This is a genomic window from Pseudomonas oryzihabitans (assembly GCF_007665395.1).
GTDB lineage: Bacteria > Pseudomonadota > Gammaproteobacteria > Pseudomonadales > Pseudomonadaceae > Chryseomonas > Chryseomonas psychrotolerans_C.
In genome coordinates this window covers 170,377-197,341 of the sequence record NZ_VDND01000007.1, presented here as the reverse complement: position 1 = coordinate 197,341, position 26,965 = coordinate 170,377, and the positions used below count along the sequence as shown (strand labels likewise).

Here is a 26,965-nt window from a genome sequence, read left to right as displayed (position 1 = left end):
CGAGCCTAAAATAGAAATAGCTTTAACAGGAAGGCAGCTTGATATTTGTTACCTGGAGAAACCTGCCAAGTTGCTTTGCTCCAAGGACGATCCTATGCCCCGCTGGACAGACCAACCCGCCACCGACACGGATGCCGTTTTCGATTTCATCCTTGAGTTCTCCGGTACCGCCCTGCGGCGTCATGCTTCGCTACTAGCCAAGGGGCTGCAGCCGACCCTGGGCTTCGGGATGTTCCTGGCCTATTTCGCCCGTAATCACTTCTATCCCAGCTTCGATCTCTTTCAATTTTCGTCTCTGTTGCTGGCGGCTGCCTGCCTGGGCTTCCTGACCATAGGCGCCTTCGTCGCTGCGCTGTTCCTGCCTGGGGCCTGGGTCTATTACCGCTTTATCAATACGGCGGCGATCAAGGAAGACATCACCTACGCCCTGCCCTATCGCGGCGAGGGGCGCTTTCGCAAGATCATGCTGTTGATGACGCTGGTGTTCTTCGTGCCCTATTTGTTGGCGGGGTTCAGCGATGCGGCCATTCTCTTCGTCGATCCTGAGTTGTTCCTCAGCGTTTCATTGCTGGCGCCCATTCCCATCACCTTGCTGGCGGGTATTGTCGTGCAATGGCTGTTCGACATGCGCCGCTTCAGTTTCCTGAAGTTCGTCTGGGAGGCTTACCTGCCGACGATGGTCGTCGGCCTTTTCATTTTCTGGATGCTGGCGCAGGCCCATCCGTTGGTGAGCGGTTGGCAGCCGTTGCTCAAGTGGGGCGCTCTGGCCATCGCCCCCTTTATCATCAGCTTCGTCGTGACGATGACCTCCATGGTGTTCATCGCCGGCTGGAAGCCTCCGCTTATGTTTTCCCTGTTCTTCGCCCTCGTTCTGGCCGGCTATAGCGGGGTGCTCACCACCCTGCCCGAAACCATGGTCAAGACGCTGGGCCTGGGTAACTACCAGGCCAAGGCCATCGTGCTCGATGCGTCCTACTGCGCCAAGGAGCAAGCCAGGGTGCTGCCCACCAACGACCAGTGCGTGCTGCAGGACGTGCAGGTGGTCTGGTCGCTGGGCGAGGCCTTCGTCCTGCGCCTGGCGGATGGCAGCACGGCGCGGTTGCCGACGGCGGCGATTCGGACGCTGGTGAAGCCTTAGTCCAGCCAGCGTGTTTCACCCTCGTGGCGGCGGGAAGCGGCGAAGAATGCGGGAGCGGAATGGCCACGGCGCCTAGGCCAGCATTGTCATCTGCCGGATCAGCTGGCTCCATCGATAGCCTTAGCCTGACGATCGCCTGAACCCGGTAAAGCTGTCCGGGAAAGCGGCCGCCAGCCTTGCGGCTCGTGGCTGGGGGACCTGGATGAGCCTGGCGCCCGGGAAGCGTGACGATCACCAGCGCAGAATCGCACGCCGAATATCCATTTGTACAAAAAATGAAATTTGTGATTTCATTCACAGATTCGAAGGGGCGTGCCTGGGGTCATCAGCATGGGACAGCCCTCCTGAAGGCGGATAGTTTTCCGCGAGGTCTTGGGTAGAGGGGTAAAGGATATGCCTGGCAACCATCACCTGCAGTTCGAAGGCAGGCCCATACGTGTGCATCAGTTCGCCGACGGTCAACCCTGGTTCTATGGCAGCGACATCGCCCTGTTGCTGGGTTATCCGGATGACCTCAGGGCTATCCATCGCCATTGCAGCCAGGGCGGGCTGCGCCTAGGGCCCGAGGCGCAGCCCTTCCGACTGATCGACCTGGCGAATGTGATGCGGTTGATCATCAACAGCCCCACCAGCCAAGCCGTGCGCTTCGAGGCCTGGCTGCGCGCGGAGGGGCTCAAGCCCTTCGTCTGTCGCCTCGCCACGCCCGAGGAGGGCCAGGTGATGTTGGGCGTCCAGCCGCTACCCCTGCTCTATTGGCGTGACCAGCATTGGCTGCGGCTCAGCGACGTGGCCCAACCCTTGGGCTTCAAGCTGTGGGTGCGTGCCGGTGAGCCAGCGGGTTGAGGTGCGAGGGGCGTAGTTTGGAAGTTTGGTTTGGGGGATTCGGGTAGGTTGGGTTGAGACGGCTTTATCGTCGAAGCCCAACGGGGTGGGCGTGGCTTGGGCGTGGCTTGGGGGTGTTGGGCTTCGCTGGGCTCAGCGCCAACCTACGGGAGTCCTGGAGGGTGGGTGCGGGTTGGGCGTGTTGGGCTTCGCTTTGCTCAGCGCCAACCTACGGGGGCCTGGAGGGGGGCTTGGCTTGGGGGTGTTGGGCTTCGCTGCGCTCAGCGCCAACCTACGGGGGCCGGAGGGGGGGCTTGGCTTGGGGGTGTTGGGCTTCGCGGGGCTCAGCCCAACCTACGGGTTTGGCGTAGGTTGGGCTGAGACGGCTTGATCGTCGAAGCCCAACAGGGCCCCGACGGCGGGGCCTAGTGCAGCAGCTCGTCGGCGAAGACTTTGTCCAGGGTGATGGGCAGGTCGCGGACGCGTTTGCCGGTGGCGTGGAAGATGGCGTTGGCGATGGCCGCCGCGACCCCGACGATACCGATCTCGCCGATGCCCTTGGCGCCCAGCGGATTGACGATCTCGTCGTGTTCCTCGACGAAGATCACCTCCAGCTGCTGGATGTCGGCCTGCACCGGGAAGTGGTACTCGGCCAGGCTGTGGTTCATCCAGCGGCCCTCGGTGGTGTCCATCATCCCTTCTTCCTGCAGGCCCATGCCGATGCCCCAGACGATGCCACCAGCCACCTGGTTCTCGCCGGTCTTGAGGTTGAGGATGCGCCCCGCGGCCACCGCGGTGACCACGCGACTGACGCGGACGGTGCCGAAGTCTTCGTCCACCTTGACCTCGACGAACACCGCCGAATGGGTACCGGTGGCGTAGTCGTCACGGCCTTCCGCCGGTTCGGCGCTGGCCAGGGTTTCCATGGACGGCGAGCCCGAGGCCTTGAGGATGGCAGTGAAATCGACGCGCTGGGCCGGATCGGTCTTGAGGCTGATGCCACCGTCGGCGAACACCACCTGGTCCAGCTCGGCCTTGGCCAGCGGCGAGTCGTCCATTTCCTTGGCGGCATCCAGCAATTGCTGGCGCAGCTGGTCGCAGGCCAGTTTCACCGCGGTACCCACGGACGACACGGTGAAGGAACCGCCTTCCAGCGGCGCCTTGGGTAGGGTGGAGTCGCCGAGCTTGAAGGTGACCTTGTCCAGCGGCAGGCCGAGGTTCTCGGCGGCGATCTGGGTCATCACCGTGTAGGTGCCGGTGCCGATGTCGGAGGTGGCGCTGGCGACCACCAGGCTGCCGTCGATGTTCATCACCGCCTTGGCGGTGGCGGGTTGCTGCATGGCTTCCCAAACACCGGTGGCCATGCCCCAGCCCACCAGCTGGTTGCCGTCGCGCATGGAGCGCGGCGCCATGCTGCGCTGCTGCCAGCCGAAGCGCTCGGCGGCCTGACGATAGCAGGCCAGCAGCTCCTTGCTGGAATAGGGCTTGCCCTTGGCCGGATCGACGTCGGTGAAGTTGCGGATGCGCAGCTCCAGCGGATCGATGTCGGCGGCGTAGGCCAGTTCGTCCAGGGCACTTTCCAGGGCATAGACGCCGAGTACGGCACCGGGGGCGCGCATGTCCAGCGGGGTGTAGACGTCCAGCGCAGCCAGCTGGTAGGCCAGCTTGACGTTGGGGCAGGCGTAGAGCGACGCCGACCAGACCAGCACCATCTCGGTGAAGTCTTCGAAGCGGGAGGTAATGCCCAGGGCGCTGTGGTCGATGGCCTGCAGCTTGCCGTCCACATCGCAGGCCAGCTTGATCCGCTGGTAGGTCTCGGGGCGATAGCCGAAGGTGAACATCTGCTGGCGGGTCAGGGTCACCCGCACCGAGCGCTTGAGTTGCAGCGCCGCCATGGTCGCCAGCACCAACTGGTACTGCGGCCGCAGACCGGAGCCGAAGGCGCCGCCGACGAAGGGCGAGATGACCTTCACGTCGCCCTCGCCCAGGCCGAAGATATTGCTGACGAACTGGGCGCTGTTCTGTACGCCCTGGGTCTTGTCGTGCACCGTCAGCTTGCCGTCCTTGTGGTAGATGACGGTGGAGGCGTGCATCTCCATGGGATTGTGGAATTCCGCCGCGGAGTGGTACTCGGCTTCGATACGCGTGGGCGCCGCGGCCCAGGCGGCCGGGGCGTCGCCGCGGTTGTCCGGCAACTCCATGGGCGCCTCATGGGCCTGGTCGCGGGCCTTGGCCAGGTCGGTGGCGTGGTCTTCCTCGCTGTAGCGGGCGCGGATCAAGGACGCCGCATGGCGCGCGGCCTCGAAGGTCTCGGCCACCACCAGGGCGATGGGCTGGCCGCTGTAGAGGATGCGGTCGTTGTACAGCGGGCGGAAGGGCTTTCCGTCCGCCGCGTCCATGTCGGTGTAGCTTTCGTCATAGCTGGCCATCTTGGGTCGATTGCGATGGCTCAGGACCTCGATCACCCCGGGCTGGGCCAGGGCCTCGCTGACGTCCAGGTCGAGCAGGCGACCCTTGGCGATGGTGGCGTTGACCACGAAGCCGAAGGCCAGGTCCGGCACGCTGAATTCGCCGGCATAGAGCGCCAGGCCGGTGACCTTGAGCGGACCGTCGACGCGGGGAACGGCTTTTTGCAGATGGACGACGGTCATTGCAGGGTACCTCCGGCGGCTTCGGTGAGCGCCCGCACGATGGCGCGGCGAGCCAGTTCGATCTTGAAGGTGTTATGGGCGAAGCCTTGGGCGCCTTGCAGCAGACGATCGGCCAGTTGGCCGAAGGTGGCCTTGTCGGCTACCTGGCCAACAACAGCCTGTTCGGCCTCGGGCAGCCGCCAGGGCTTGTGGGCCACGCCGCCGAGGGCGACGCGGACCTGCTTGATGCGCTCGCCGTCCAGTTCCAGAGCGGCCGCCACCGAGACCAGGGCGAAGGCGTAGGAGGCGCGGTCACGGATCTTCAGGTAGGCGCTATGGGCGGCCAGGCCCTCGGCCGGCAGGGTCACGGCGGTGATGAGTTCGTCGGCCGCCAGGTTGGTGTCGCGCTCGGGGGTGTCGCCGGGCAGGCGATGGAAGTCGGCGAAATCGATGACGCGCTCGCCGCTCGGACCGCTCACCTCGACCCGGGCTTCCAGCGCGGCCAGGGCCACGCACATGTCCGAGGGATGGGTGGCGATGCACTGCTCGCTGTGGCCGAGGATGGCGTGGATGCGATTCTGGCCCTCGCGGGCGCCACAGCCGGAGCCGGGCTCGCGCTTATTGCACGGCGTGCCCACGTCATAGAAGTAGTAGCAGCGGGTGCGCTGCAGCAGGTTGCCGCCGGTGGAGGCCATGTTGCGCAGTTGCGGCGAGGCGCCGGCGAGAATCGCCTTGCTCAGCAGCGGATAGCGGCGTTGCACCTCGGGGTGGTAGGCCACCTCGGCGTTCTTCACCAGGGCGCCGATACGCAGGCCGCCTTCGCTGGTCGCTTCGACCTCGCGCAGAGGCAGGCCATTGACGTCGATGAGTTGCTCGGGGCGCTCGACGTTTTCCTTCATCAGGTCCAGCAGGTTGGTGCCGCCGGCGATGAAATGGGTCTGGGGGCCGTGCTGGCGGATGGCATCCGGGACGGCATTGGGCTTGGCGTAACCGAAGCGGTTCATTCGCGGCCCTCCCCTTGCTGGCACTCCGGACGCGCCCGCTCGATGGCGGCGCGGATGTTGCGGTAGGCCCCGCAGCGGCAGAGGTTGCCGCTCATCTGCTCGGCCACCTCGGCTTCGCTGTGGGCGTGACCCTCCTTGAGCATGCCGATGGCCGAGCAGATCTGCCCGGGCGTGCAATAGCCGCACTGGAAGGCATCCTCGGCGACGAAGGCGGCCTGCATGGGGTGCAGCTGGTCACCCTGGGCCAGGCCTTCGACGGTGGTGACCTCGGCGCCGTCCTGCATCACCGCCAGGGCCAGGCAGCTGTTGATGCGGGTGCCGTTGACCAGCACGGTGCAGGCGCCGCACTGGCCGTGGTCGCAACCCTTCTTGGTACCGGTGAGATCGAGGTGGTCGCGCAGCAGGTCGAGCAGCGTGGTCCAGGGCTCGACGGCGAGTTGCAACTGCTTGCCGTTGAGGGTCAGGGCGATGGTATGGGACTCGGGTTCGGCCAGCGGCGGGAGCTGGCGCGCGGGGGTGGCGTTCATGGCGGACCTCACGGTTAAAGCCGCGGGGTGCAGATTGCCCCCGTGGTCGGAATCAGGCGGTGACAGCGAAAGGCCACCTCAGGTAAGGGACTACCCCCGACGCACGGCGGTTCAGCACCCCTGCCCAGCGGTATTCAACGTACCGTTGAGCCGCCTTCAGCGAAACGGCGAAAGCCGCGTGCCAGAGGGCTTTATCGAAGAAAGGACACAACTGGCAACGGGCCCTGGTCCGGTAGCCGGGGGAGGCCCTGAACCCCGGCCCTGGCGGGGCAGTCATCAGAACTCCCGTGATGCGCCCCTAACGATGAGAATTCGCCCATGGCTTCCGACTCCGATGCACGCTGGCGCCTGTCGCGGCGCCAGTTCCTCGGCACCTCCGCGGTACTGGTAGCGACCAGCGCCATACCCGGCTATGCCTTCGCCCAGGCCAGCGGCGGCGCGCCCCTGACGCCCAAGGCCATCGCCGCCCGGCTGCCACAATTGCTGCCGCTGACCCTGCAGATCAACGGCGAGGCGCGGCGGCTGCGGGTCGACAGCCGCACCACCCTGCTCGACGCCCTGCGCGAGAATCTGCACCTCACCGGCACCAAGAAGGGCTGCGACCACGGCCAGTGCGGCGCCTGCACGGTGATGGTGAACGGCCAGCGCATCAACAGCTGCCTGAGCCTGGCGGCCATGCACGAAGGTGATGCCATCACCACCATCGAGGGCCTGGGCAACGCCGAGCGCCTGCATCCGATGCAGGCGGCCTTCCTGGCCAAGGACGGCTTCCAGTGCGGCTATTGCACCCCCGGGCAGATCTGCTCGGCGGTGGCGCTGCTGGAGGAGGTCAAGGCCGGCATGCCAAGTCACGTCTCGGCACGCCTCGACGGGCCGATGCGCCTGAGCGAGGAAGAGATCCGCGAACGCATGAGCGGCAACCTCTGCCGCTGCAGCGCCTATCCCAACATCGTCGCGGCCATCCAGATGGCGGGGGGCCAGGCATGAGAGTCTTCGACTATCAGCGCGTGCAGACCGAAGGCGACGCCAGCCGTCAGGGCGCCCAGGCCGGCAGCCGGTTCATCGCCGGCGGCACCAACCTGCTGGACCTGATGAAGCTGGAGATCGAAACGCCCAGCCAGGTGCTGGACATCAATCGCCTGAAGCTGGATCAGATCAGCGCCACCGCGGACGGCGGCCTGCGCATCGGCACCCTGGTGCGCAACGCCACCCTAGCCGCCGACGCCCGGGTGCGCGAGCGCTATCCGGTGCTGTCGCGTGCCCTCTTGGCCGGTGCCTCGGCGCAACTGCGCAACAAAGCCACCACCGGCGGCAACCTGCTGCAGCGCACCCGCTGCTCCTACTTCTACAACACCGCCATGCCCTGCAACAAACGCCAGCCCGGCAGTGGCTGCGCGGCCCTGGGCGGCTTCAACCGGATGAACGCGGTGATAGGCGCCAGCGACCAGTGCATCGCCGTGCACCCGTCCGACATGGCGGTGGCCATGCGGGTGCTGGATGCCACGGTGGAATCCCGCGCGGCCGATGGTCGGACCCGGCGCATCCCGATCGCCGATTTCCATCGCCTGCCCGGCGACACCCCGCAGATCGAGACGGTGCTGCAACCCGGCGAACTCATCACCGCCGTGACGCTGCCGCCACCGCCACCGGGCATCCAGGTCTATCGCAAGGTGCGCGACCGCGCCTCCTATGCCTTCGCCCTGGTGTCCATGGCGGCCATCGTCGAACTGGACGGCAACCGCATCCGCAGCGGTCGCGCCGCCTTCGGCGGCCTGGCGCACAAGCCCTGGCGGGTGGCCGCCGCCGACCAGGCCTTCGCCGGCCAGGCGGTGGACGGTGAGCTGGCGGCGGTGGGCGATGCCCTGCTGGCCGGCGCCCGCGGCTATGGCCATAACGACTTCAAGCTCGAGCTGACCCGCCGCGTCCTGCGCGCCGGCGTGGCCGATGCCCGCCAACAGGCCTGAGGATAGCCCCATGGAAATGAATGAACCCGCTGGCCGCAACCTGATCGACGAGAATCGCGGCGGCCTGATCGGCAAGCCCATCGACCGCGTCGACGGCGTGCTCAAGGTCACCGGCCAGGCGCCCTACAGCTTCGAATTCCGCAACGACCGGGCCGCCTACGGCTTCATCGTCGGCGCCACCATCGCCAAGGGTCGTATCCGGCGCCTGGACACCTCCGCAGCGGAAAGCGCGCCGGGCGTGCTGACCGTGCTCTCCTATCGCAATGCCCCTCGCCAGGCCGCCCGCGAGCCGGACAACAGCGGTCGCTTCACCCGGCCCAAGCCCTACCTGGACAGCGACCAGGTGCGCTATTTCGGCGAGCCGGTGGCCTTCGTGGTCGCCGAGAGCTTCGAGGAGGCGCGCCTGGCGGCGGCCCTGGTGGAGATCGACTACGCCGCCGAACCGGGCGTCTTCGACCTGGCGGCCAATCTCGGCCAGGCGGTCAAGCCGCCGGATGCCGACCAGCCCACCGACACCGCCTCGGGCGACGTCGACGCGGCCTTCGCCCGGGCCCCGGTCAAGCTCGACGAGCGCTACACCACGCCCTACCACATCCATGCGCAGATGGAGCCCCACGCCAGCCTGGCGCAGTGGGACGGCGACCGGGTGACGATCTATTGCTCCACCCAGTTCGTCGAGCAGGCGCAGACGTGCGTGGCCAACACCCTGCAGCTGCCCAAGGACAAGGTGCGCATCGTGGCGCGCTACATCGGCGGCGGCTTCGGCGGCAAGCTGCCGATCTATGCCGACGCCCTGATCGGCGCCATGGCCGCCCGCGCCATCGGCCGGCCGGTCAAGGTCACCCTCACCCGCCAGCAGATGTTCCAGATCACCGACCATCGCTCGGCCACGGTGCAACGGATTCGCCTGGGCGCCGACCGCCAGGGGCGCATCCTGGCCATGGCCCACGAGGGCTGGTCCCACTCCGCCCGTGGCCTGACCTACTACGAACCCACCGGGCTCTCCTCGCGCACCCTCTATGCTGGCGATGACCGCCTGGTGGCGCACCGCATGGTCGAGCTGGACCTGCCCGAGTCTGGCTCCTGCCGCGCCCCCGGCGAAGCGGTGGGCATGCTCGCCAGCGAGAGCGCCATGGACGAGCTGGCGGTGATGCTCGATCTCGACCCCATCGAGCTGCGCCTGCGCAACGAACCCAGCCAGGACCCGGAAAAACACATCCCCTTCTCCACCCGCAAGCTGGTGGATTGCCTGCAGGAAGGCGCCCGCCGCTTCGGCTGGAACCAGCGCAACGCCAAGCCCGGGCAGGTCCGCGACGGTGACTGGCTGGTCGGGATGGGCATGGCCGCCGCCAGCCGCGCCAACGTGATGCGCCCCTCGCAGGCCGGGGTCCGGCTGGAGGCCGACGGCACGGCCACGGTGAAGACCTCCATGACCGACATCGGCACCGGGACCTATACCATCCTGGCGCAGATCGCCGGGGAATCCCTCGGCCTGCCGGTGGAGCGGGTCAAGGTGCTGCTGGGCGACAGCGACGACCCGGCCGGCGCGGGCTCCGGTGGTTCCTTCGGCGCCGCCAGCTCCGGCTCCTCGGTGTACCTGGCCTGCGAGAATCTACGGCTGAAAGCGGCCCAGGCGGCCGGCCTGGACCCGGCCAGCGCGCGCTTCGTGGGGGGACGCCTGATCGCCGACAACGGCAGCCGCGACCTCGCCGAACTGGCCCGCGAGCATGATCTCCAGGCCATCGGCGAGATCAAGCCGGGGCAGACGCTCAAGGATTATTCGCAGCAGGGCTATGGCGCCTTCTTCGCCGAGGTGGGGGTGCATGCCATCACCGGCGAGATCCACCTGAGACGCATGCTCGGGGTGTTCGCCGCCGGGCGCATCCTCAACGAGAAGACCGCCCACTCGCAGATGCTCGGCGGGATGATCTGGGGCGTGGGCAGCGCCCTGCACGAAGAGGGGGTGATCGATACCCGCCATGGCCACTTCGTCAACCACGACCTGGCCGACTACCACTACCCCAGCCACCTGGACATCCCCGCCATCGAGGCCTACTTCCTGCCGGAAGTGGACGACAAGGCCAATCCGCTGAAGATCAAGGGGGTGGGCGAACTGGGGATCTGCGGCGCGGGAGCGTCCCTCACCAACGCCGTCTACAACGCCTGCGGGGTACGCATCCGCGACTATCCGCTGACGGTGGACAAGGTGCTGGCGGGGCTGAAGACGACCTGACGCCGAGTGGTCAGGGCTGCGGCCCGCTGGCGACCGCGGGCAGCAGCGCCGCCAGGTCCACCGCCGCGGCGAGGGCGCGATTGCCCGCATCCCCCGGGTGCAGGTGGTCACCGGAGTCGTACTCGGCCGCGAGCCGCGTCGGTTGGCGGGGATCGCGCAGCGCGGCGTCGGCATCCACCACCGCATCGAAGGCACCGCTGGTGCGGATCCAGGCGTTGAGGCGCTGGCGCAACTCTTCCTTGGCCGGCTGGTAGTAGTCGGCCAGGGGCGTGCCGGGCAGGGCGCCGGCGAAAGGGGTCAAGGTCGCGCCCAGGACCCTGAGCCCCCGGGCGTGGGCGCGCTGGATCAGCTGTCGATAGCCGGCGATGAGGTCTTCCAGGCTCGGTCGCGAAGCCGTCCGGGCGAAGGCGGTCCCCGGCCAGGCGATGTCGTTGATGCCCAGCAGCACGATGACGCTGGCCACGCCGGGCTGTGCCAGGACATCACAGTCCAGGCGGTCCAGGGCCTTGACGCCCATGCCGTCGCTCAGCAAGCGGGCTCCCGAGATACCGGCGTTGACCACCGCTACCCCATGCGGCGCCAGGCGTTCGGCGAGGACGTCCGGCCAGCGCTGGTCGCGGTCCAGGCTGGCCGTGGCGCCATCGGTGATGGAGTCGCCGATGACCACCACGCTACGACCGGACGCGATGGTCTCCACCTGGATGCCCGCCAGCAGCGGTCGTGCGGTGGTCTCCAGCACCTGGCCGCCGGCGTCCAGGCGAGGGGCGAGGGTCTGGTCGCCCGGCACGATCCAGCCGGTCTGCCGACCGTCCCAATGGAAGGTGGTCATGGATGTGGGCCGCGGCAGATGGAAGCTGACGACGACCTGGGCCAGGGCCGCGACGGGCAGGGCGACGGGATCGCTGAGCAACTCGCCGCCCGCGGGAATGACCGAGGTGGGCCGGCCGCTGAAGGTGACCGCCTCGAGACTGTCCGCCGCGACACTGCCCGCCATCGCCGCCGGCAACGCCAGGGTCACCGGCCCGAGGGTGACGGGCTGCCGGCCATAGGCATTGGAAAACAGCACCCGCAGCCGTTCGCCGCCCAGGCTCAGGCGCGCGACCTGGCGTACCGTCTGGTCGTCCAGCTGCGGCGGTAGATGGGTGGGAAAGAGGAAATCCGCTCCCCAGACCGGCTGGGGACTGGCCTGCCAAGTCGCCACCCAGTGGGGTGGCGGCACGGCTGAACTGGCCCGGGCAGTCTCACCGGCCAGTAGACCCAGCGCCAGGGTACACAGCAGCGAACCGGCTTTCGCCAGGCTTGGGGAAACGGGAAGAACGGCCATCGGCGGGCTCCAGGGTGGGAAAGCCCTATCCTGCCGTCGACCACGAAAGACGAATAGACTGCCTCCTGGAACAACATTGATGAATGAGATTCACAGGAGCGCAGGAGATGGGCGTCAATCGTTTCGGCGAACTGGAGGTCTTCGTGCGGGTGGTGGAAGCCGGCGGCTTTTCCAGTGCCGCACGCCTGAGCGGCCTGACGCCTTCGGCCGTCAGCAAACTGGTCACCCGGCTCGAACAGCGCCTGGGCACGCGCCTGCTCAACAGGTCCACGCGCCAGCTGCAGCTCACCGCCGAAGGCTGCGCCTTCTACGAGCGCGGCGTGCGGCTGCTCGCCGACCTGGAGGACGCCGAGCGCTGCGGCAGCGCCGCCAGCACGCCGCGCGGCCGCCTGCGCATCAACGCCAACGTACCCTTCGGCCACCATGTGTTGTTGCCGCTGCTGCCCGACTTTCTCGCCCGCTATCCCGAGGTGACCCTGGAGCTGGTGCTGACCGACGAGGTGGTCGACCTGCTGGAGCAACGCACCGACGTGGCCATCCGCGCCGGACGGCTGAAGGACTCCCAGCTGGTGGCGCGCCGGCTGGGGGCGACGCCCATGCTGATCGTGGGTGCGCCCCACTATCTGGCACGGCAGGGACTGCCCCTTACGCCCGACGACCTGCTCGGGCATAACCGGCTGGGCGCCAACTATGCCCGGGCACAACCCGGTTGGCCGCTGCGCCAGGGCGCCGAGCTGCTGACCCTGCCGCTCTCGGGCACGGTCCAGGCCAGTGACGGCGAGGCCCTGCGGCACCTGGCGCTGGCCGGCGTCGGCCTGGCGCGGCTGGCGGCCTTCCAAGTCGCGGAGGATCTCGCCGCGGGTCGCCTGCGGGCGGTGCTGCAGGACTGCAACCCGGGCGACCGCGAGGAGATCCATGCCGTCTACCTGGGCCAGGGCGGCGCCATGCCCCAACGGATCCGCGTGTTCCTCGATTTCCTCGCCGAGCGCGTGGTGCTGGCGGAGCCCCGCTAGCCCGCCTTGCGCCCCGTACGGGTCGCCAGCAGCACGCCGCCGATGGCGATCACCATGGCCGCCCAGGCCAGCGGGGGCAGGGTCTCGCCCAGCAGCAGCCAGGCGCTCAGGGCCGCGCCCGGCGGGACGCAGAAGAACAAAGCGCTGACCCGCGCCGCCTCGCCGGCGCGGATCATCCACACCAGCAGGCTGATGGCCAGCAGCGAATTGGCCAGCACCAGGTAGGCCAGGGCGCCGATGAAGGCCGGCGCCCAGTGCACCGGACTGTGCTCGAACAGCAGCGCCACCGGCGCGCAGCAGACCAGGCCGACGCTGTACTGCACCAGGTTGTTGGTCACCGGATGCTGGGCCACGCCCAGGCGCTTCTCGTAGAGCACCGCGCTGGTCATGCCCAGCAACGCCCCCACCGCCAGCAGGATGCCCAGGCCGGACTCCACGGCGACGCTGGCGCGCGCCAGGATCACCCCGATGGCGCCCAGCAGGCCGAGCGCCAGCCCCAGCCATTGCAGCGGCGCCACCCGCTCGCCCACCAGCAGCGGCGCGCCCAGGGCGACCAGGATAGGTTGCAGCGAGGCGACCATGGCCACCACGTTGGCCGAGGCACCCAGCACCAGGGCGCCATAGCTCATGCCGAAGTAGACGCCCTGGATGAGGAAGCCCACCACGGCGAGATTCGCCCACTCCCGGCGCGTGCGTGGCAACGGCGGCCGGAGGATCAGGAAGGCCACCAGCAGCACGCTGAAGGCCAGCGCATAGCGCATCGTCAGGATGGTGAAGGGCGGCGCATAGGCCAGGCCCACCTTGGAGACGGCGAAGCCGGCGGACCAGAGGGCGAGGAAGACCAGCGGGATGAGGCGCAACAGCCAGGGGTGCAGGGCGGTGGACGGCATCGAGTTCTCGTACGGCCAGGCGAGTCAGCAGGGCGCCGGTCGCGAGCGGGAAGGATAGCTGACGATCAGCAGACCGCTGAGCACCAGGGCGGCGCCCGCGAGAAAACCGGGGCCCGGCGTCTCTTTCAGCAGCCAGACGCCCATCAGCACGCCGAACAGCGGCGTGAGCAGGGTCAGCACCCCCAGGGGCGCGGCGCGATAGCGGCTGAGCAGCACGAACCAGCCGAGCAGGCTCGCCCCGGCGACGATGAACACCTGGAACGCCAGGCTCGACCAGGCCAGGGAATCCAGGCCGGCCAGATCGAGGCGCTTGCCCAGCGGCAGGGCCAGGGCCAGCAGCACCACCCCGGTCACGCCGAGTTGATAGAACAGGGTGCGCAGCGGCGGCGCCTCGGCCAGGGCGCTGCGACGGATCAGCACCGTGGTGGCGCCCCAGCAGGCGCCGCCGAGCAGGCCGATGAGATCGCCGCGCCAACTGGTCGCGCCACTCGGCTGGCCGATCAGGAAGGCGCAGACCACCCCCGTGCTCGCCAGGCCGATGCCCAGCCACTGGCGCGCCGACAAGCGCTCGCCCGGCACCAGCCAATGCAGGCCGCAGGCGGCGAACAGCGGCGCGGTATAGATGAACACCACCATGTGCGCGGCGCTGGTGTACTTCAGGCCCACCGCCATGCAGAGGAATTCCAGGGCGAACAGCGAGCCGGCCAGCAGGCCGGGCACCAGGGTCTGGTCGCGGCCCAGACAGCGGATGCCGCGCCAGCGGGCCAGGGCATAGAGCAAGCCCGCCGCCAGCAGCGAGCGCCAGCCGATCTGCAGCAGCGGATCCACCTGTTCGGCGATGGCCTTGATCGCGGTCTGCTGCAGCCCCCACACCAGGCAGAGCACCAGCATCAGCAGCACTGCGGGGGCGTCCAGTTCCTTGCGCATGGGGGTGGCTCCGAGAAAAGACAGTGCGGCGATGGTGCAGGTGGCTGAATAGGTCCGACAAACGATGTTTAATGGGCGTCAGGCTCAGGAAAACTAAGGCTAACTGCCATGACCGCCCTCCCCCTCAACGCCTTGCGCGCCTTCGCCGTGGCGGCCCGCCACCAGCATTTCGCCAAGGCCGCGGACGAACTTCACGTCACCGCCGGTGCCATCAGCCGGCAGATCCGCCTGCTGGAAGAGGAGCTGGGGCAGGCCCTGTTCGAGCGCCTGCCCCAGGGCGTGCGGCTCACCGTGCAGGGGCGCGCCCTGGCCACCGAGATCGCCCCTCATCTCGACGGCCTGACCCATGCCGTGGCCCGGGCACGGCTCAAGAGCAGCGTGCTGACCGTCAGCGCACCGCCCACCTTCGGCCAGGAATGGCTGCTGCCGCGCCTGGAAGACTTCCAGCGCCAGCATCCCGATATCGAGGTCTTCCTCGACGCCTCGTCCGCCATCGTCCCCCTCGGCACCGAAGGCGGCACCCAGGCGGCGATCCGCTATGGCCGCGGTGACTGGCAGGATGGCGAGACCCGGCTGCTGCTGCGCGAGTGGATCTTCCCGGTCTGCAGTCCGGCGCTGATTCCCTCGCCGCTGGCGGCGCCCGCGGCCTTGCTGGACTATCCCCTGCTGCATGCCGAATGGCCAGGCGGCTGGCGCGCGGGTCGGCCCAGCAGCAGATTCAATGCCTGGCAGGACTGGTTCGCCAGCCAGGACGTCAGCCTGAGCGACAGCCTGCGCGGCCCGCGCTATTCCCTGAGCGGCATGGCGCTGCAACAGGCGGCGGCCGGCAAGGGCGTCGCCCTCGGTGGTTGCGTGCTGGCCCAGCGGCTGCTGGCCAGTGGCGCCCTGGTCCGCCCGCTGCCGGACCAGTTCAACCAGCTTTCGCCCCAGGGCTACTTCCTGGTGTTGCCCAAGGGCCCGGTGGCGGCGCCGGTGCAGCGTTGGATCGCCTGGTTGCTGGAGCAGGTGCGCCTCTTCCGCGACACCCATGGCCAACGGCAGGAGACCGATGGTGCCTGGTGAGAAGCCGTTCTTTACGGCAGTCTAGAAGCGCTGCCACCGGAACAGTCGTCCTTCATGAGCGCTTCCCGCCTGTCCTCCCTCCTCCTCGCCCTGCTGCTCGCGACCTCGGTGCGGGCCGCCGAGCCGCCGCCGGCCGAGTGCGATCGCCAAGGCGATGAGCGCCAACTGGCCGCCTGCGCCGCCCTGGACCTGGCGGCGGCGGAAAGCCGGCTGGGCGCCGTCTACGCCCGGTCGCTGGCCGCCAGCAGCCCGGCCCAGCGCCCCAACTTGGAACGCCTGCAACGCCTCTGGCAGGACGACCGGGCGCCCCGGTGCGCCACGGCGACCCGGGGTTTCAGCGGCGCCATGCAGCAGCTGCAGTATCTGAGCTGTCTGAAGTCCATGACCCTGCTGCGCCTGGACGACCTGCAACGCCAGGCGCCGCGGCGCGACTGACGCTTCGTCGCCGCCGCTGCCGCCCCGCGCCGGAACTCACTATCATGGCGCCCCGCTGTTGGAGTTCGCGATGTACGAGCGTTACCTGCCCCTGGTGGTCCTGGCCGGACTGCTGCTGCTCGGGGCAAGCTGGTGGTGGCACCGCCGCCGTCAGGCCGCCTTTCCCTATCGCCAGGTCGAAGCCCTCTTCACCCCCGCCGAACAAGCCTTCCTCGCCGTGCTCGACGAAGCCGTGGGCGACGACTACCGGGTGTTCGGCAAGGTGCGCATCGCCGACGTGGTGCAGACCCTGCCGCTGCGTGACCGGCGGCGCTATCTCATCGCCCAGAACCGCATCAACGCCAAGCACTTCGATTTCGCCATCTGCCGTCGCGACGACCTCGCCGTGCATGCGGTGGTGGAACTCAACGACAGGTCCCACCTGCAACGTCACCGGCAGCAGCGTGATCGCTTCGTGCGGTCGGTGTGCGAAGCGGCCCAGTTGCGCTTGGTGGAGATCCCGGCCGCGGCGCGCTATTCCGCCAGCGCCGTGCGCGACGCCGTGTTCGGCGGCCGGCGTTCGCGCCCTCGCGCGAGCGAGCCAAGCCAGGGCCTGGCCCCGGAGTGCCCCGAGTGCCAGGCGCCCATGGTGCGGCGTCGCGCCCGTAGCGGACGCCACCAGGGCCGGGAATTCTGGGCCTGCTCGACCTATCCGGACTGCCGCGCCCTGCGCGACATCGACGACTGAACCGAGGCCTGCCCATGCGCTACCCCACCACCCCGGATGGTCGCTACTTCGTGGTCAGGGGCCGGCTCTGGCGCTGCACCGATCCCGACCTGCCCAGCGACCGCCGCACGGCCCTGACCCACGAGCTGATGGACGCCCGCCGCCAGGTTGGCGTGGCCAAGCGCCAGGGGGATGAAGCAGCCTTGCGTGATGCCCGCGCCGCGGTGGACGCCGCCAAGCGCGCCCTGGGCGAGCGGGGTCCGGTCTGGTGGACGGATGGCGCGCCCGACTACAACCGCCACCTGGCGAAGAACACGCCCTACGCCGACTGGTATGGGCAACTCGATACGGACGCCCAGACTTCCTGAGCCGGGTCGCGGGGCGTAAGGTGAAAGGTCATTTTCCGTTGCGAGCACCGCCCTTGCGTATCCGCCCCGCCGTCGTCACAGACCTCGCCGCCCTCTGCACCCTGGCCGAACAACTCGCCGAACACCACCACGAGCAGGCGCCGGAGACCTTCGCGGCGCCCTCGGGCGGCTGGCGCGACCAGGACTATTGGGCGGCGCAGCTGGAGCCCGAGGATGGCGTCCTCTTCGTTGCCGAGCAGCGCGACGAGCTGGTGGGCTTCGTCACCGCTCGCCTGTCCGACACCCGCGGGATTTCCTTCCTGCAGCCACTGGTGCTCTGCCGGATCGGCACCCTGGTGGTGGCCGCCAGCCACCGAGGCCAGGGCGTGGGCGCGCGCCTGCTGGCCGAGGTGGAAGCCTGGGCCAAGGCCAACGACGTCGACGAGTTGCGCCTGGAAGTCATGGAATTCAATCACGACGCCCAGGCCTTCTATGCCCGCCAGGATTTCCATGGCCAGTCGCGGATTTTGGCCAAGGCGTTGCGCGACTGAGCCAACCGGCGAACCTTACACAACTGTAATCGCACCCCCCTCAGCGCTATGCCAGAGTTGGCCCGGTTCGCGCAGTCCGCGCGGTCGTCCTGCTCCCTCGTCATCTGGAATAGCGCGCCATGCCTCGCCACCTGTCTCGTCGTACCTTCGTCAAGGGCCTGGCTGCCACCGGTGCACTCGGTGGTCTCGGACTGTGGCGCGCACCGGCCTGGGCCACCCCTGGCCTCGCCGGCCTGACCGGCACTCACTTCGAGCTGGCCATCGACGAGTTGCCGGTCAACATCACCGGCACGCCGCGTACGGCCATGGCGATCAACGGCGGCCTGCCGGGTCCACTGCTGCGCTTCAAGGAAGGCGATACCGTCACCCTGAGGGTACGCAACCAGCTGACCGCCCCGGCCTCCATCCACTGGCACGGCATCATCCTGCCGCCCAACATGGATGGGGTGCCGGGCCTGAGCTTCGCCGGTATCGAACCCGGCGGCAGCTATGTCTACCGCTTCACCCTCAAGCAGAACGGCACCTACTGGTATCACAGCCATTCGGGCTTCCAGGAGCAGCAGGGGGTCTATGGTCCCCTGGTCATCGAGGCCAAGGAACCCGAACCCTTCCAGTACGACCGGGATCTGGTACTGATGCTCACCGACTGGACCGACGAAGAGCCCGCGGCGCTGATGCGCACCCTGAAGAAGCAGGCCGACTACTACAACTTCCACAAGCGGACCTTGGGCGATTTCGTCGCCGACGTGGCGCAGGACGGCTGGGCGGCGACCCTGGCCGAACGCAAGATGTGGGCGGAAATGAAGATGAACCCCACGGACATCGCCGACGTCAGTGGTGCCACCTACACCTATCTCCTCAATGGCCAGGCGCCCGCGCGGAACTGGACCGGGCTGTTCCGCCCCGGCGAGAAACTGCGGCTCAGATTCATCAACGGCTCGGCCATGAGCTACTTCGACATCCGCATCCCGGGGCTGAAGATGACGGTGGTCGCGGCGGACGGGCTGTATGTCGAGCCGGTCGAGGTAGAGGAATTTCGCATCGCGGTGGCGGAGACCTACGACGTCATCGTCGAGCCGGTGGCCGAGGCCTACACCGTCTTCGCCCAGGCCATGGATCGCACCGGCTATGCCCGCGGCACCCTGGCGGTGCGCGAGGGCCTGGTCTCCCCCGTTCCGCCGCTGGATCCGCGGCCGCTGCTGACCATGGCCGACATGGGCATGGCGCACGGCGGTCACGGCGGTCATGAGATGGCGGCCATGGCGTCCGGCCACGAGGGACATGAGGGCCATGGCCAGGCGGCCAGCGGCGGGATGCAGGTCCAGACCCATCCCGCCAGCGAGACCGGCAATCCCCTGGTCGACATGCAGGCGATGATGACCGCGCCCAAGCTCGACGACCCCGGCATCGGCCTGCGCGACAACGGTCGCCGGGTGCTGACCTACGCCGACCTGCGCAGCCGCTTCGAAGATCCGGATGGGCGCGAGCCGGGTCGTACCATCGAACTCCATCTCACCGGCCATATGGAGAAGTTCGCCTGGTCGTTCGACGGCATCAAATTCTCCGATGCCGAACCCCTGCGCCTCACCTATGGCGAAAGGGTGAGGATCGTACTGGTGAACGACACCATGATGACCCACCCCATCCATCTGCACGGTCTCTGGAGCGATCTGGAAGACGAGCACGGCAACTTCCAGGTGCGCAAGCACACCATCGACATGCCGCCGGGCGCGCGCCGCAGCTATCGCGTCACCGCCGACGCCCTGGGGCGCTGGGCCTATCACTGTCACCTGCTCTATCACATGGAAATGGGCATGTTCCGCGAAGTCCGGGTGGAGGAATGACGCCATGAGCAGCCACGTTCGCCTGCGCCGCCCCACCCCGCTGATCGCTACCGCCCTGCTGGTGCTGTCCGGCAGCGCCTTCGCCGTCGAAGACCAGGATGGGATGCAGGGGATGGATCACGCCCAGATGCGGGGCATGGACCATTCCAAGATGCCGGGCATGGACCACTCCCAGATGCAGGGCATGGACCACGCCAAAGCCCCGGCGACCTTGCGCAGTCGCACGCCCATCCCGGACCTGACCGACGCCGACCGGGCGGCGGTCTACCAGGGTGGCCACGGGCACGCCGTGCACGACAAGGCCGTGAACAGCCTGCTGCTAGTCGACCGGCTGGAATGGCAGGACGCTGCTAAAGGCAGCGCCCTGAATTGGGATCTCCAGGGTTGGGTCGGCGGCGATATCGATCGGCTGTGGTTGCGCTCGGAAGGCGAGCGGACCCGCGGCGTCACCGAGGCGGCGGAACTCCAGACGCTCTGGGGGCACGCCATAAGCCCCTGGTGGGACGTGGTGGGCGGTCTCCGCCAGGATTTCAAACCCGGTCCGGCGCAGACCTGGGCCGCCCTCGGCCTGCAGGGACTGGCGCTGTACAACTTCGAGGCCGAGGCCACCGCCTTCCTCGGCGAAGGCGGCCAGACCGCGCTGCGCCTGAAAGGCGAGTACGACCTCCTGCTGACCAATCGCCTGATCCTGCAGCCCTCTGTCGAGGTGGATCTCTACGGCCGGGACGATCCCCGCCGCGGCGTCGGTGCGGGGCTGGCGGAAACCGAAGCGGGGCTGCGCCTGCGCTACGAGATTCGTCGGGAATTCGCGCCCTATGTCGGCGTGACCTGGAATCGCAGCCATGGCGAGACCGCCCGACTGGCCCGGGAGGAGGGCGCGGAGCGCAGCGATACCCGGCTGGTGCTCGGCCTGCGCTTCTGGTTCTAGGATTTTCTACTGCTCGCTCGGCTCATTCCCTATAAGGAGTTTCCATGTCCAATCCCCTGCTGCGGGCGTTCGCCGTTCTCCTGCTATCGGGCCTGGGTGCCGCGGCCCTGGCCCACCCCAAGCTGCTCTCCGCCACCCCGGCCGACCGCAGCGAAGGCGCTGCCCCCGCGCGCATCGAACTGCACTTCTCCGAGAACCTGGTCAGCCAGTTCTCCGGCGCCAAGCTCAGCATGACCGCCATGCCCGGCATGGAGCACCCACCGATGCCGGTCAAGGCGACCGTCTCCGGCAGCGACGATCCGAAGATCATGCTGATCACGCCCGCGACGCCCCTGGCGGGTGGCAGCTACCGGGTCGAATGGCGCGCGGTCTCGGCGGATACCCATCCCGTGACCGGCAGCCTGACCTTCAAGATCCGCTGAGGTGACCGACCCCTGGAGTATCGCCCTTAGAGGCGGGCTGTACGCCGTGCTCATGGCGCTGCTCGGCCTGGCGCTGTTCGGCCTCTATGGCCTCGACCGCCCCGCGCGGCGCTCGGGCGTAGTCCTGCCGCTCACCCCGCTGCTGGCCACCTGCGCCGGGCTCGCCCTGCCGCTCTCGGCGCTCGCCCTGCTGCAGCTGGCCACGGTCTTGAGCGGGGCCAGCGCCTGGGCGGAGGCCTGGTCCCAGGTGCCGCTGGTGGCAACCCAGACCGCTGCGGGTGTGGCCAGCCTGGTACGGCTGGGGGCGCTGCTGGGCGTATTGCTCGCCTGCCTGGCCTACCGCCGCTCGCCGAGCGCCAGCCTGCTGGGCATCGCGGTACTGGGCGCCACCGCGCTCGCCACCCTGGCCTGGGCGGGCCATGGCGTGATGGACGACGCCCCACGGCGCCTCTGGCACCTGGGCGCCACCCTGGTCCACCTCTGGGTATCCGCCGGCTGGTTGGGCGCCCTGCTCGCCTTCGCCTGGCTGCTGTTCCTCCGCCCGCCGACGGGCGGGTCGGCAATGCAGCCCCTGCTGCGCGCACTGGCCGGCTTCGCGACGACCGGCACCTTGCTGGTGGCCCTCGCCGCGGCGACCGGCCTGGCCAAGTACCTGTTCATCGTCGGTCCGCGGCTGGCGCCGCTGCTGGAGGGTGGCTATGGCGCCCTGCTGCTCGGCAAGCTCGGCCTGTTCCTGGCCATGCTCGGTATGGCAGCGCTCAATCGCTGGCGGCTGACGCCCGCCCTCGCCGCGACGCTGGACGGCCAGGCGCCTGCCCGGGCAGTCCGTCGGCTGCGGCTGAGCATCGGTCTCGAATTGGCGGCCGCCCTTGGCATACTGGCGCTGGTCGCCTGGCTCGGCACGCTCGATCCGGATTCCCAGCCCTGATGCCGCTCCCCTGCTCATCCTCATTTTCCGTCCCTCGAGGCTTCCCATGTCCTTGCTGATCGCCGAAGACGAGCCGAAGACCGGCATCTATCTGCAACAGGGCCTGCGTGAAGCGGGTTTCACCGTGGATCGCGTGACCTCCGGCAGCGAGGCCCTGGATCTCGCCCTGAACCAGCCCTACGAGCTGGTGATCCTGGACGTGATGCTGCCCGGCCTGGACGGCTGGGAGATCATCCGGCGCCTGCGCGCGGCGGGCCGGACCTTTCCCGTGCTGTTCCTGACCGCGCGTGACGGTATCGAGGACCGGGTCAAGGGCCTCGAACTGGGCGGCGACGACTACCTGGTGAAGCCCTTCGCCTTCACCGAACTGCTGGCCCGCGTCCGGACCCTGCTGCGGCGCTCCGGAGGTGCGCCGCTCAACGTCACGCTCGGCGTCGGCGACCTGCAACTGGACCCGCTCAGCCGCCGGGCCAGCCGCGGTGGGCAGCGTATCCTCCTCACCAGCCGGGAACTCAAGCTGCTGGAGTTTTTCATGCGCCGGCGCGGCGAGGTGCTGTCCAAGTCCCTGATCGCCGCCGAGGTCTGGGACATGACCTTCGAAAGCGACACCAACGTCATCGAGGTGGCGATCCGGCGCCTGCGGGCGAAGATCGACGACGACTTCCCGGTCAAGCTGCTGCACACCTGCCGCGGCCTGGGCTATCGTCTGGAGGCAGCCGAGGAGTGTTGAAACCCGGGTCTCTCACCCTGCGCCTGAGCCTGCTGTTCATGGCCGCGGTCGCCCTGGTGCTGGTCGTCGTCGGGCTGGCCTTCGATGCCCTGAGTCGCCATCACTTCCATGCGTTGGATACCCAGACGCTGAATGACAAGCTGGCCGCCATCAACCGGATCGCCACGGAATCCGCGGCGGACCCGGAGGTCCTCCGCGCTCGCTGGCACACCCTCCTGGCCGCCCATCCGGACCTCACCGTGCTGGTATTCGATGCGGCCGGCGCGCCCTATTTCGCCGAGCCCGCCGGCGCCGCGCTGCCAGCGGTCGACCGCGAGCGCCAAGGCGACGGCAGCTGGGCCTGGGAGCAGGATCACCACCGCTACAAGGCGATCAGCACGCCGCTGACCCTGGCGGCGGGCCAGCCCCCGCTGACCGTCTGGCTGCTGCTGGACGTCACCACCCATGCGCACTTCTTCGCCGTGTTGCAGCGCTGGTTCTGGATCGTGCTCGGCGCCAGCACCCTGCTCAGTGCCGCGCTGGGTTGGCTGGTCGCCCGCAACGGCCTCGAGCCGGTCAGGGCGGTCACCCAGACCGCCGCCTCCATCTCGGCAGGCTCGCTCAAACGCCAGATCCCGCTCGAACCCGTGCCCGACGAATTGCGCGAGCTGATCATGGCGTTCAACGCCATGCTCGGCCGCCTGGACGATGCCTTCGGGCGCCTGTCCAACTTCTCGGCCGACATCGCCCACGAATTGCGGACGCCGATCAGCAACCTGCGGACCCATACCGAGGTGGTACTGGCCCTCAAGCGCGCGCCCGAGGTCTACGAAGAGAATCTGCAGTCCAACCTGGAGGAGCTGAATCGGCTGTCGACCCTCATCGACCGCCTGTTGCTGCTGGCCAAGGCGGACCATGGCCTGATCGCCCTCGACCGCCAGCCCCTGGAACTGCAGCCCCTGGTGCAGAAGCTCTTCGACTACTACGAACTGCTCGCCGAGGACCAGGGCATCGAGCTGCACCTGACGGGCGACGGCCGGGTGCTTGGCGACAGCCTCATGATCCAGCAGGTGGTCGCCAACCTGCTGTCCAATGCGCTGCGCCACACCCCGGGCGGCGGGCGGATCTTCGTCAGCCTGACGGAGCGAGCGCAGGAGGTGGAGCTGGTGGTGGAAAACCCGGGGCGGACCATAGCGCCGGAACACCTCGAGCAGCTCTTCGATCGCTTCTACCGCGCCGATCCGGCGCGCCGGGAAGGCCAGGCCAACGCCGGGCTGGGCCTGGCCATCGCCCGCTCGCTGATGGACGCCCACGGTGGCCGCATCCACTGCACCTCCGCGGCAGGCCGCACCCGCTTCTGCCTGATCTTTCCCCGCCTGGCGCGGCGTCCTGCCGCCCCCTGAGCGGTGGCGCTAGACACTCTCCCGACTCACCAACTCGAAGCCCAGGTCCACCGCGGTCGGCTGGCTGCGGCCATCGAGCAGCCCGAGCAGCAGGGTCGCCGCCTGGCGCCCCACCGCGGCCCGTGGCGTCTGGATGGAGGACAGCCGCGGCACCGTGTGCGCCGAGCCGGGCAGGTCGTTGAAGCCGATCACCGACAGCCGTTCGGGAATGGCGATGCCCAGGCGCTGGGCCTCGAACAGGGCGCCCTGGGCGAGGTCGTCGTTGCAGAAGAACAGGCCGTCGACATCGGGCCGCCGCGCCAGCAGCTCGCGGAATTGCCGGGCGCCCAGCCCCACGGACGAGGGCTGGGCATCCAGCACGTCCAGGCTCGGGTCGTAGCAGCCTGCCTCGCGCAGTACCGCGCGGAAGCCTTCGCCCCGCGCCAGCGCCCGGGGATCGAGCTGGGCGGCGACATAACCCAGCCGCGTGCGGCCCGCCGCCAGCAGATGGCGCGCCGCCGCCGCCCCGGCCGCACGCTGGGAAAAGCCCACGCTCGGCACCTTGCCGGCCGGATCCAGCTCCATCATGTGCACCCGCGGCACGCCACTGGCCGCCAGCAGCTGGCGGGCGGTGTCGGTCCGGTCGAAGCCGGTGAGCAACAGGCCCCGGGGCTGGTAGGCCAGGTAGTTGCGGATCAGCTTCTCCTCTTCCTCGGGGTCGTAGTGGTAGTTGCCGATCAGCACCTCCAGCCCACGCGGCCGCAAGACCTCGTGGATGGCCTCCAGCGGCTCGATGAACAGGTGATTGGAGAGCGACGGCACCAGCACCACCACCGAGTGCCCCTGGGCCGAGGCCAGGGCGCGCGCGGCCGGGTTGGTGACGTAGCCGAGCTGGGCGGCGGCGTCCTGGACCCGGGTGACCAGTTCGGGCGCCACGGTGGCGACCCCGCGCAGGACGCGCGAGGCGGTAATGGGGGAAACACCGGCCTGCAGCGCCACCTCGGTGAGGGTGGGCCGACCGGAACTACGAGAACCCGTTCGCTTCATTGTTATGGTTTCAGGCTTGTCAGAGACGGAGAACGCGCCTAAGGTAGCGCTGTCTCACCAGACACTACAAGCCTGATGTGCGCTCCCGGAGCCCTCAGGCATTCGGCCTAACAAGATCGACAAGAACTGAGCGTCGCCACCCTTTCGCCAAGTCGGGGTAGCGCTATCTCAGACCGGAGGTGACGATGAACACTCCCATTCCCGCGCTGGTGGTCATGGGTGTCGCAGGCTGCGGCAAGAGCAGCGTCGGCGCGGCCATCGCCCAGCGCGACGCTGGCCGCCTGATCGAAGGCGACGCCTTCCACCCCCCGGCCAACATCGCCAAGATGAGCGCCGGCATCCCCCTCGACGACACCGACCGCGCCGGCTGGCTGGTCCGCCTGGGCGAGGAACTGGCCGCCGCCGTGGCCGCCGGGGAACGCCCGGTGCTGACCTGTTCCGCCCTCAAGCGGCGCTACCGCGACCAGTTGCGCCAGGCCGTGCCCGGCCTCGGCTTCGTCTTCCTCGAACTGACCCGCGAGACCGCCGCCCAGCGCGTCGCCAATCGCCCCGGCCACTTCATGCCCGCCAGCCTGATCGACAGCCAGTTCGCCGCCCTGGAGGCGCCGCACGGTGAACCGGCTACGCTGGTAGTGGATGCCCGCGATCCGCTGGCCGCCATTGGCGAGCAGGTCTCGGCCTGGTGGACCTCCGCGGCCCGGCTGGCGCAGCCGGCCTGACGAGACAGCGCTACCCGATTCACCACACCCAACGCCCACAACAACAATAGGAGAGGCGCCATGTTCGGCATGGACCACAACAGTTTTCTCTTGCTCGACGCCCTGGTGACCATCGTCGGCCTGGTGCTCCTGATCACCAAGTTCAAGGTCCATCCCTTCATCGCCCTGACCATCGCCTCGGGCTTTCTCGGCCTGACCTCCGGCATGCCGGTGGAAAAGGTCATGAAATCCTTCCAGGACGGCTTCGGCGGCGTGCTCGGCTTCGTCGGCATCCTGCTGGGCCTGGGCACCATGCTCGGCAAGCTGATGGCCGATTCCGGCGGCGCCGACCAGATCGCCCAGACGCTGATCCGCGCCTTCGGCATCAAGCGCGTGCACTGGGCGATGATGTTCGCCGCCTTCCTGGTGGGCATCCCGCTGTTCTTCGAGATCGGCTTCGTGCTGCTGGCGCCGCTGGTGTTCATCGTCGCCCGCCGTACCGGGCTGTCGCTGGTCAAGCTGGGCATCCCGCTGCTGGCCGGTCTCTCCGCCGTGCACGGCCTGGTGCCGCCGCACCCGGGTCCGCTGCTGGCGGTCGGGGTGTTCGGCGCCGACATCGGCAAGACCATCTTCTATGGCCTGATCGTCGGCCTGCCCACCGCCATGATCGCCGGGCCGATCTTCGGTGCCTGGATCTCCCAGCGCATCCCCGGTTCGGCCAATCCCGAGCTGGTCGCCCAGATCGCCCAGGAGACCGACAACCGCAACCTGCCGGGCTTCGGCATCACCGTCTTCACCGTGCTGCTGCCGGTGATCCTGATGCTGCTCAAGGCCTTCGCCGACATCTTCTTCGCCGCCGACAACCACTTCCGCATCTGGATGGACTTCATCGGCCACCCCATCACCGCCCTGCTCGCCGCCCTGCTGCTGAGCTTCTACAGCTTCGGCACCGCCTGCGGCTTCTCCCGCGAGAAGATCGTCAAGCTGCTCGACCAGAGCCTGGCGCCGGTGGCGGCCATCGTGCTGATCGTCGGCGCCGGCGGTGGCTTCAAGCAGATGCTGGTGGCCAGTGGCGTCGGCGAGGTGATCGGCAACCTGGCGGTGCAGACGCAGATCTCGCCGATCCTGCTGACCTGGCTGGTGGCGGCGGTGATCCGCATAGCCACGGGTTCCGCCACCGTGGCGACCATCACCGGCGCCGGCATCGTCGCCCCCGTGGTGGCCTTGGTCCCCGGCGTGAACAAGGAGCTGCTGGTGCTGGCCGCCGGCGCCGGCTCGGTGATCCTCTCCCACGTCAACGACGCCGGCTTCTGGCTGGTGAAGCAGTACTTCAACATGACCGTGGCCGAGACCTTCAAGACCTGGTCGATGATGGAAACCATCCTCTCGGTGGTGGGCCTGGCCTTCATCATGCTGCTGTCGCTGTTCGTCTGA

General features: G+C 68.4%; 26 protein-coding genes. 19 read left to right on the top strand and 7 right to left on the bottom strand.

All coding sequences use genetic code 11. The annotated features are described in order from the left end of the window. Positions 1–94 precede the first annotated feature (94 nt). Positions 95–1,138, top strand: coding sequence for a hypothetical protein (locus tag FSV73_RS16200; RefSeq protein ID WP_145008870.1), 1,044 nt, complete (start codon positions 95–97; stop codon positions 1,136–1,138). A 438-nt stretch (positions 1,139–1,576) separates the two neighbouring features. Then, positions 1,577–1,981, top strand: a complete 405-nt coding sequence (locus FSV73_RS16195; protein WP_186309250.1) for a BRO-N domain-containing protein — start codon at positions 1,577–1,579, stop codon at positions 1,979–1,981. A 404-nt stretch (positions 1,982–2,385) separates the two neighbouring features. On the opposite strand, the gene FSV73_RS16190 is transcribed toward FSV73_RS16195, so the two are convergent. Genes FSV73_RS16190 through FSV73_RS16180 form a run of 3 tightly spaced genes read right to left on the bottom strand, consistent with a single transcriptional unit; the run spans position 2,386 to position 6,121 of the window. After that, entirely contained in the window at positions 2,386–4,611 is a 2,226-nt protein-coding gene (locus FSV73_RS16190) for a xanthine dehydrogenase family protein molybdopterin-binding subunit (RefSeq protein ID WP_145008868.1), read from the bottom strand. Next, on the bottom strand, positions 4,608–5,594 hold the full coding sequence (locus tag FSV73_RS16185; RefSeq protein ID WP_145008867.1) for an FAD binding domain-containing protein: 987 nt from the start codon (positions 5,592–5,594) through the stop codon (positions 4,608–4,610). Before FSV73_RS16185 ends, FSV73_RS16190 begins: the two co-directional genes overlap by 4 nt. Next, positions 5,591–6,121: a (2Fe-2S)-binding protein gene (locus FSV73_RS16180; protein ID WP_058768994.1), complete on the bottom strand. Its 531-nt coding sequence runs from the start codon at positions 6,119–6,121 to the stop codon at positions 5,591–5,593. The genes FSV73_RS16185 and FSV73_RS16180 overlap by 4 nt, the downstream gene beginning before the upstream one ends. 318 nt (positions 6,122–6,439) lie before the next feature. Between FSV73_RS16180 and paoA the strand changes: the two genes are divergently transcribed. The 3 genes from paoA to FSV73_RS16165 are packed head-to-tail and all read left to right on the top strand — an operon-like array spanning position 6,440 to position 10,318. Further along, complete coding sequence (paoA, locus tag FSV73_RS16175) at positions 6,440–7,108, top strand: aldehyde dehydrogenase iron-sulfur subunit PaoA (protein ID WP_145008866.1); 669 nt, start codon at positions 6,440–6,442, stop codon at positions 7,106–7,108. After that, positions 7,105–8,085, top strand: a complete 981-nt coding sequence (locus FSV73_RS16170; protein ID WP_145008865.1) for an FAD binding domain-containing protein — start codon at positions 7,105–7,107, stop codon at positions 8,083–8,085. Before paoA ends, FSV73_RS16170 begins: the two co-directional genes overlap by 4 nt. Before the next feature lie 10 nt (positions 8,086–8,095). Further along, positions 8,096–10,318: a xanthine dehydrogenase family protein molybdopterin-binding subunit gene (locus tag FSV73_RS16165; protein WP_145008864.1), complete on the top strand. Its 2,223-nt coding sequence runs from the start codon at positions 8,096–8,098 to the stop codon at positions 10,316–10,318. 10 nt (positions 10,319–10,328) lie between these two features. Here the strand turns inward: FSV73_RS16165 and FSV73_RS16160 are convergent, their stop codons facing one another. Then, positions 10,329–11,642 carry an SGNH/GDSL hydrolase family protein gene (locus FSV73_RS16160; RefSeq protein ID WP_145008863.1) on the bottom strand — a complete coding sequence of 438 codons (1,314 nt, stop codon included), beginning with the start codon at positions 11,640–11,642 and terminating at the stop codon, positions 10,329–10,331. Between the two features lie 107 nt (positions 11,643–11,749). Between FSV73_RS16160 and FSV73_RS16155 the strand changes: the two genes are divergently transcribed. After that, positions 11,750–12,655, top strand: coding sequence for a LysR family transcriptional regulator (locus tag FSV73_RS16155; protein ID WP_145008862.1), 906 nt, complete (start codon positions 11,750–11,752; stop codon positions 12,653–12,655). On the opposite strand, the gene FSV73_RS16150 is transcribed toward FSV73_RS16155, so the two are convergent. Together FSV73_RS16150 and FSV73_RS16145 are read right to left on the bottom strand one after the other, a co-directional pair. Further along, positions 12,652–13,545 carry a DMT family transporter gene (locus FSV73_RS16150; RefSeq protein WP_145008861.1) on the bottom strand — a complete coding sequence of 298 codons (894 nt, stop codon included), beginning with the start codon at positions 13,543–13,545 and terminating at the stop codon, positions 12,652–12,654. The genes FSV73_RS16155 and FSV73_RS16150 overlap by 4 nt on opposite strands. 24 nt (positions 13,546–13,569) lie before the next feature. Beyond that, a complete protein-coding gene (locus FSV73_RS16145) occupies positions 13,570–14,472 on the bottom strand; it encodes a DMT family transporter (RefSeq protein ID WP_145008860.1) in 903 nt (300 codons plus the stop codon). Between the two features lie 108 nt (positions 14,473–14,580). Here FSV73_RS16145 and FSV73_RS16140 point away from each other — a divergent pair, with 108 nt between their 5' ends. The 11 genes from FSV73_RS16140 to FSV73_RS16090 all read left to right on the top strand — a co-directional run bounded on the left by FSV73_RS16140 (position 14,581) and on the right by FSV73_RS16090 (position 23,807). Next, positions 14,581–15,534: a LysR substrate-binding domain-containing protein gene (locus FSV73_RS16140; RefSeq protein WP_145008859.1), complete on the top strand. Its 954-nt coding sequence runs from the start codon at positions 14,581–14,583 to the stop codon at positions 15,532–15,534. 54 nt (positions 15,535–15,588) lie between these two features. Next, the gene (locus FSV73_RS16135; RefSeq protein ID WP_145008858.1) at positions 15,589–15,969 is read left to right on the top strand and encodes a lysozyme inhibitor LprI family protein; all 381 of its coding nucleotides are present in this window, start codon (positions 15,589–15,591) and stop codon (positions 15,967–15,969) included. A gap of 70 nt (positions 15,970–16,039) precedes the next feature. Beyond that, on the top strand, positions 16,040–16,696 hold the full coding sequence (locus FSV73_RS16130) for a DUF2726 domain-containing protein (protein ID WP_145008857.1): 657 nt from the start codon (positions 16,040–16,042) through the stop codon (positions 16,694–16,696). A gap of 14 nt (positions 16,697–16,710) precedes the next feature. Continuing rightward, positions 16,711–17,043, top strand: coding sequence for a hypothetical protein (locus tag FSV73_RS16125; protein WP_145008856.1), 333 nt, complete (start codon positions 16,711–16,713; stop codon positions 17,041–17,043). Between the two features lie 53 nt (positions 17,044–17,096). Continuing rightward, a complete protein-coding gene (locus FSV73_RS16120; RefSeq protein WP_145008855.1) occupies positions 17,097–17,573 on the top strand; it encodes a GNAT family N-acetyltransferase in 477 nt (158 codons plus the stop codon). Positions 17,574–17,692: 119 nt separating this feature from the next. Further along, entirely contained in the window at positions 17,693–19,417 is a 1,725-nt protein-coding gene (locus FSV73_RS16115) for a copper resistance system multicopper oxidase (protein WP_145008854.1), read from the top strand. A 4-nt stretch (positions 19,418–19,421) separates the two neighbouring features. Further along, the gene (locus FSV73_RS16110) at positions 19,422–20,345 is read left to right on the top strand and encodes a copper resistance protein B (protein ID WP_145008853.1); all 924 of its coding nucleotides are present in this window, start codon (positions 19,422–19,424) and stop codon (positions 20,343–20,345) included. Between the two features lie 44 nt (positions 20,346–20,389). Then, positions 20,390–20,767, top strand: a complete 378-nt coding sequence (gene copC / locus FSV73_RS16105) for a copper homeostasis periplasmic binding protein CopC (protein WP_145008852.1) — start codon at positions 20,390–20,392, stop codon at positions 20,765–20,767. 1 nt (position 20,768) lies between these two features. Then, positions 20,769–21,695, top strand: a complete 927-nt coding sequence (copD, locus tag FSV73_RS16100) for a copper homeostasis membrane protein CopD (protein ID WP_145008851.1) — start codon at positions 20,769–20,771, stop codon at positions 21,693–21,695. Between the two features lie 46 nt (positions 21,696–21,741). Then, positions 21,742–22,425, top strand: coding sequence for a heavy metal response regulator transcription factor (locus FSV73_RS16095; RefSeq protein ID WP_145008850.1), 684 nt, complete (start codon positions 21,742–21,744; stop codon positions 22,423–22,425). Then, a complete protein-coding gene (locus tag FSV73_RS16090) occupies positions 22,422–23,807 on the top strand; it encodes a heavy metal sensor histidine kinase (protein ID WP_145008849.1) in 1,386 nt (461 codons plus the stop codon). Before FSV73_RS16095 ends, FSV73_RS16090 begins: the two co-directional genes overlap by 4 nt. Before the next feature lie 9 nt (positions 23,808–23,816). Here the strand turns inward: FSV73_RS16090 and FSV73_RS16085 are convergent, their stop codons facing one another. Then, the gene (locus FSV73_RS16085; protein ID WP_145008848.1) at positions 23,817–24,833 is read right to left on the bottom strand and encodes a LacI family DNA-binding transcriptional regulator; all 1,017 of its coding nucleotides are present in this window, start codon (positions 24,831–24,833) and stop codon (positions 23,817–23,819) included. Between the two features lie 185 nt (positions 24,834–25,018). On the opposite strand from FSV73_RS16085, the gene FSV73_RS16080 reads away from it, so the two are divergent. Both FSV73_RS16080 and FSV73_RS16075 read left to right on the top strand, forming a co-directional pair. Next, a complete protein-coding gene (locus FSV73_RS16080) occupies positions 25,019–25,552 on the top strand; it encodes a gluconokinase (RefSeq protein WP_145008847.1) in 534 nt (177 codons plus the stop codon). A 60-nt stretch (positions 25,553–25,612) separates the two neighbouring features. Beyond that, a complete protein-coding gene (locus FSV73_RS16075) occupies positions 25,613–26,965 on the top strand; it encodes a GntP family permease (RefSeq protein ID WP_145008846.1) in 1,353 nt (450 codons plus the stop codon).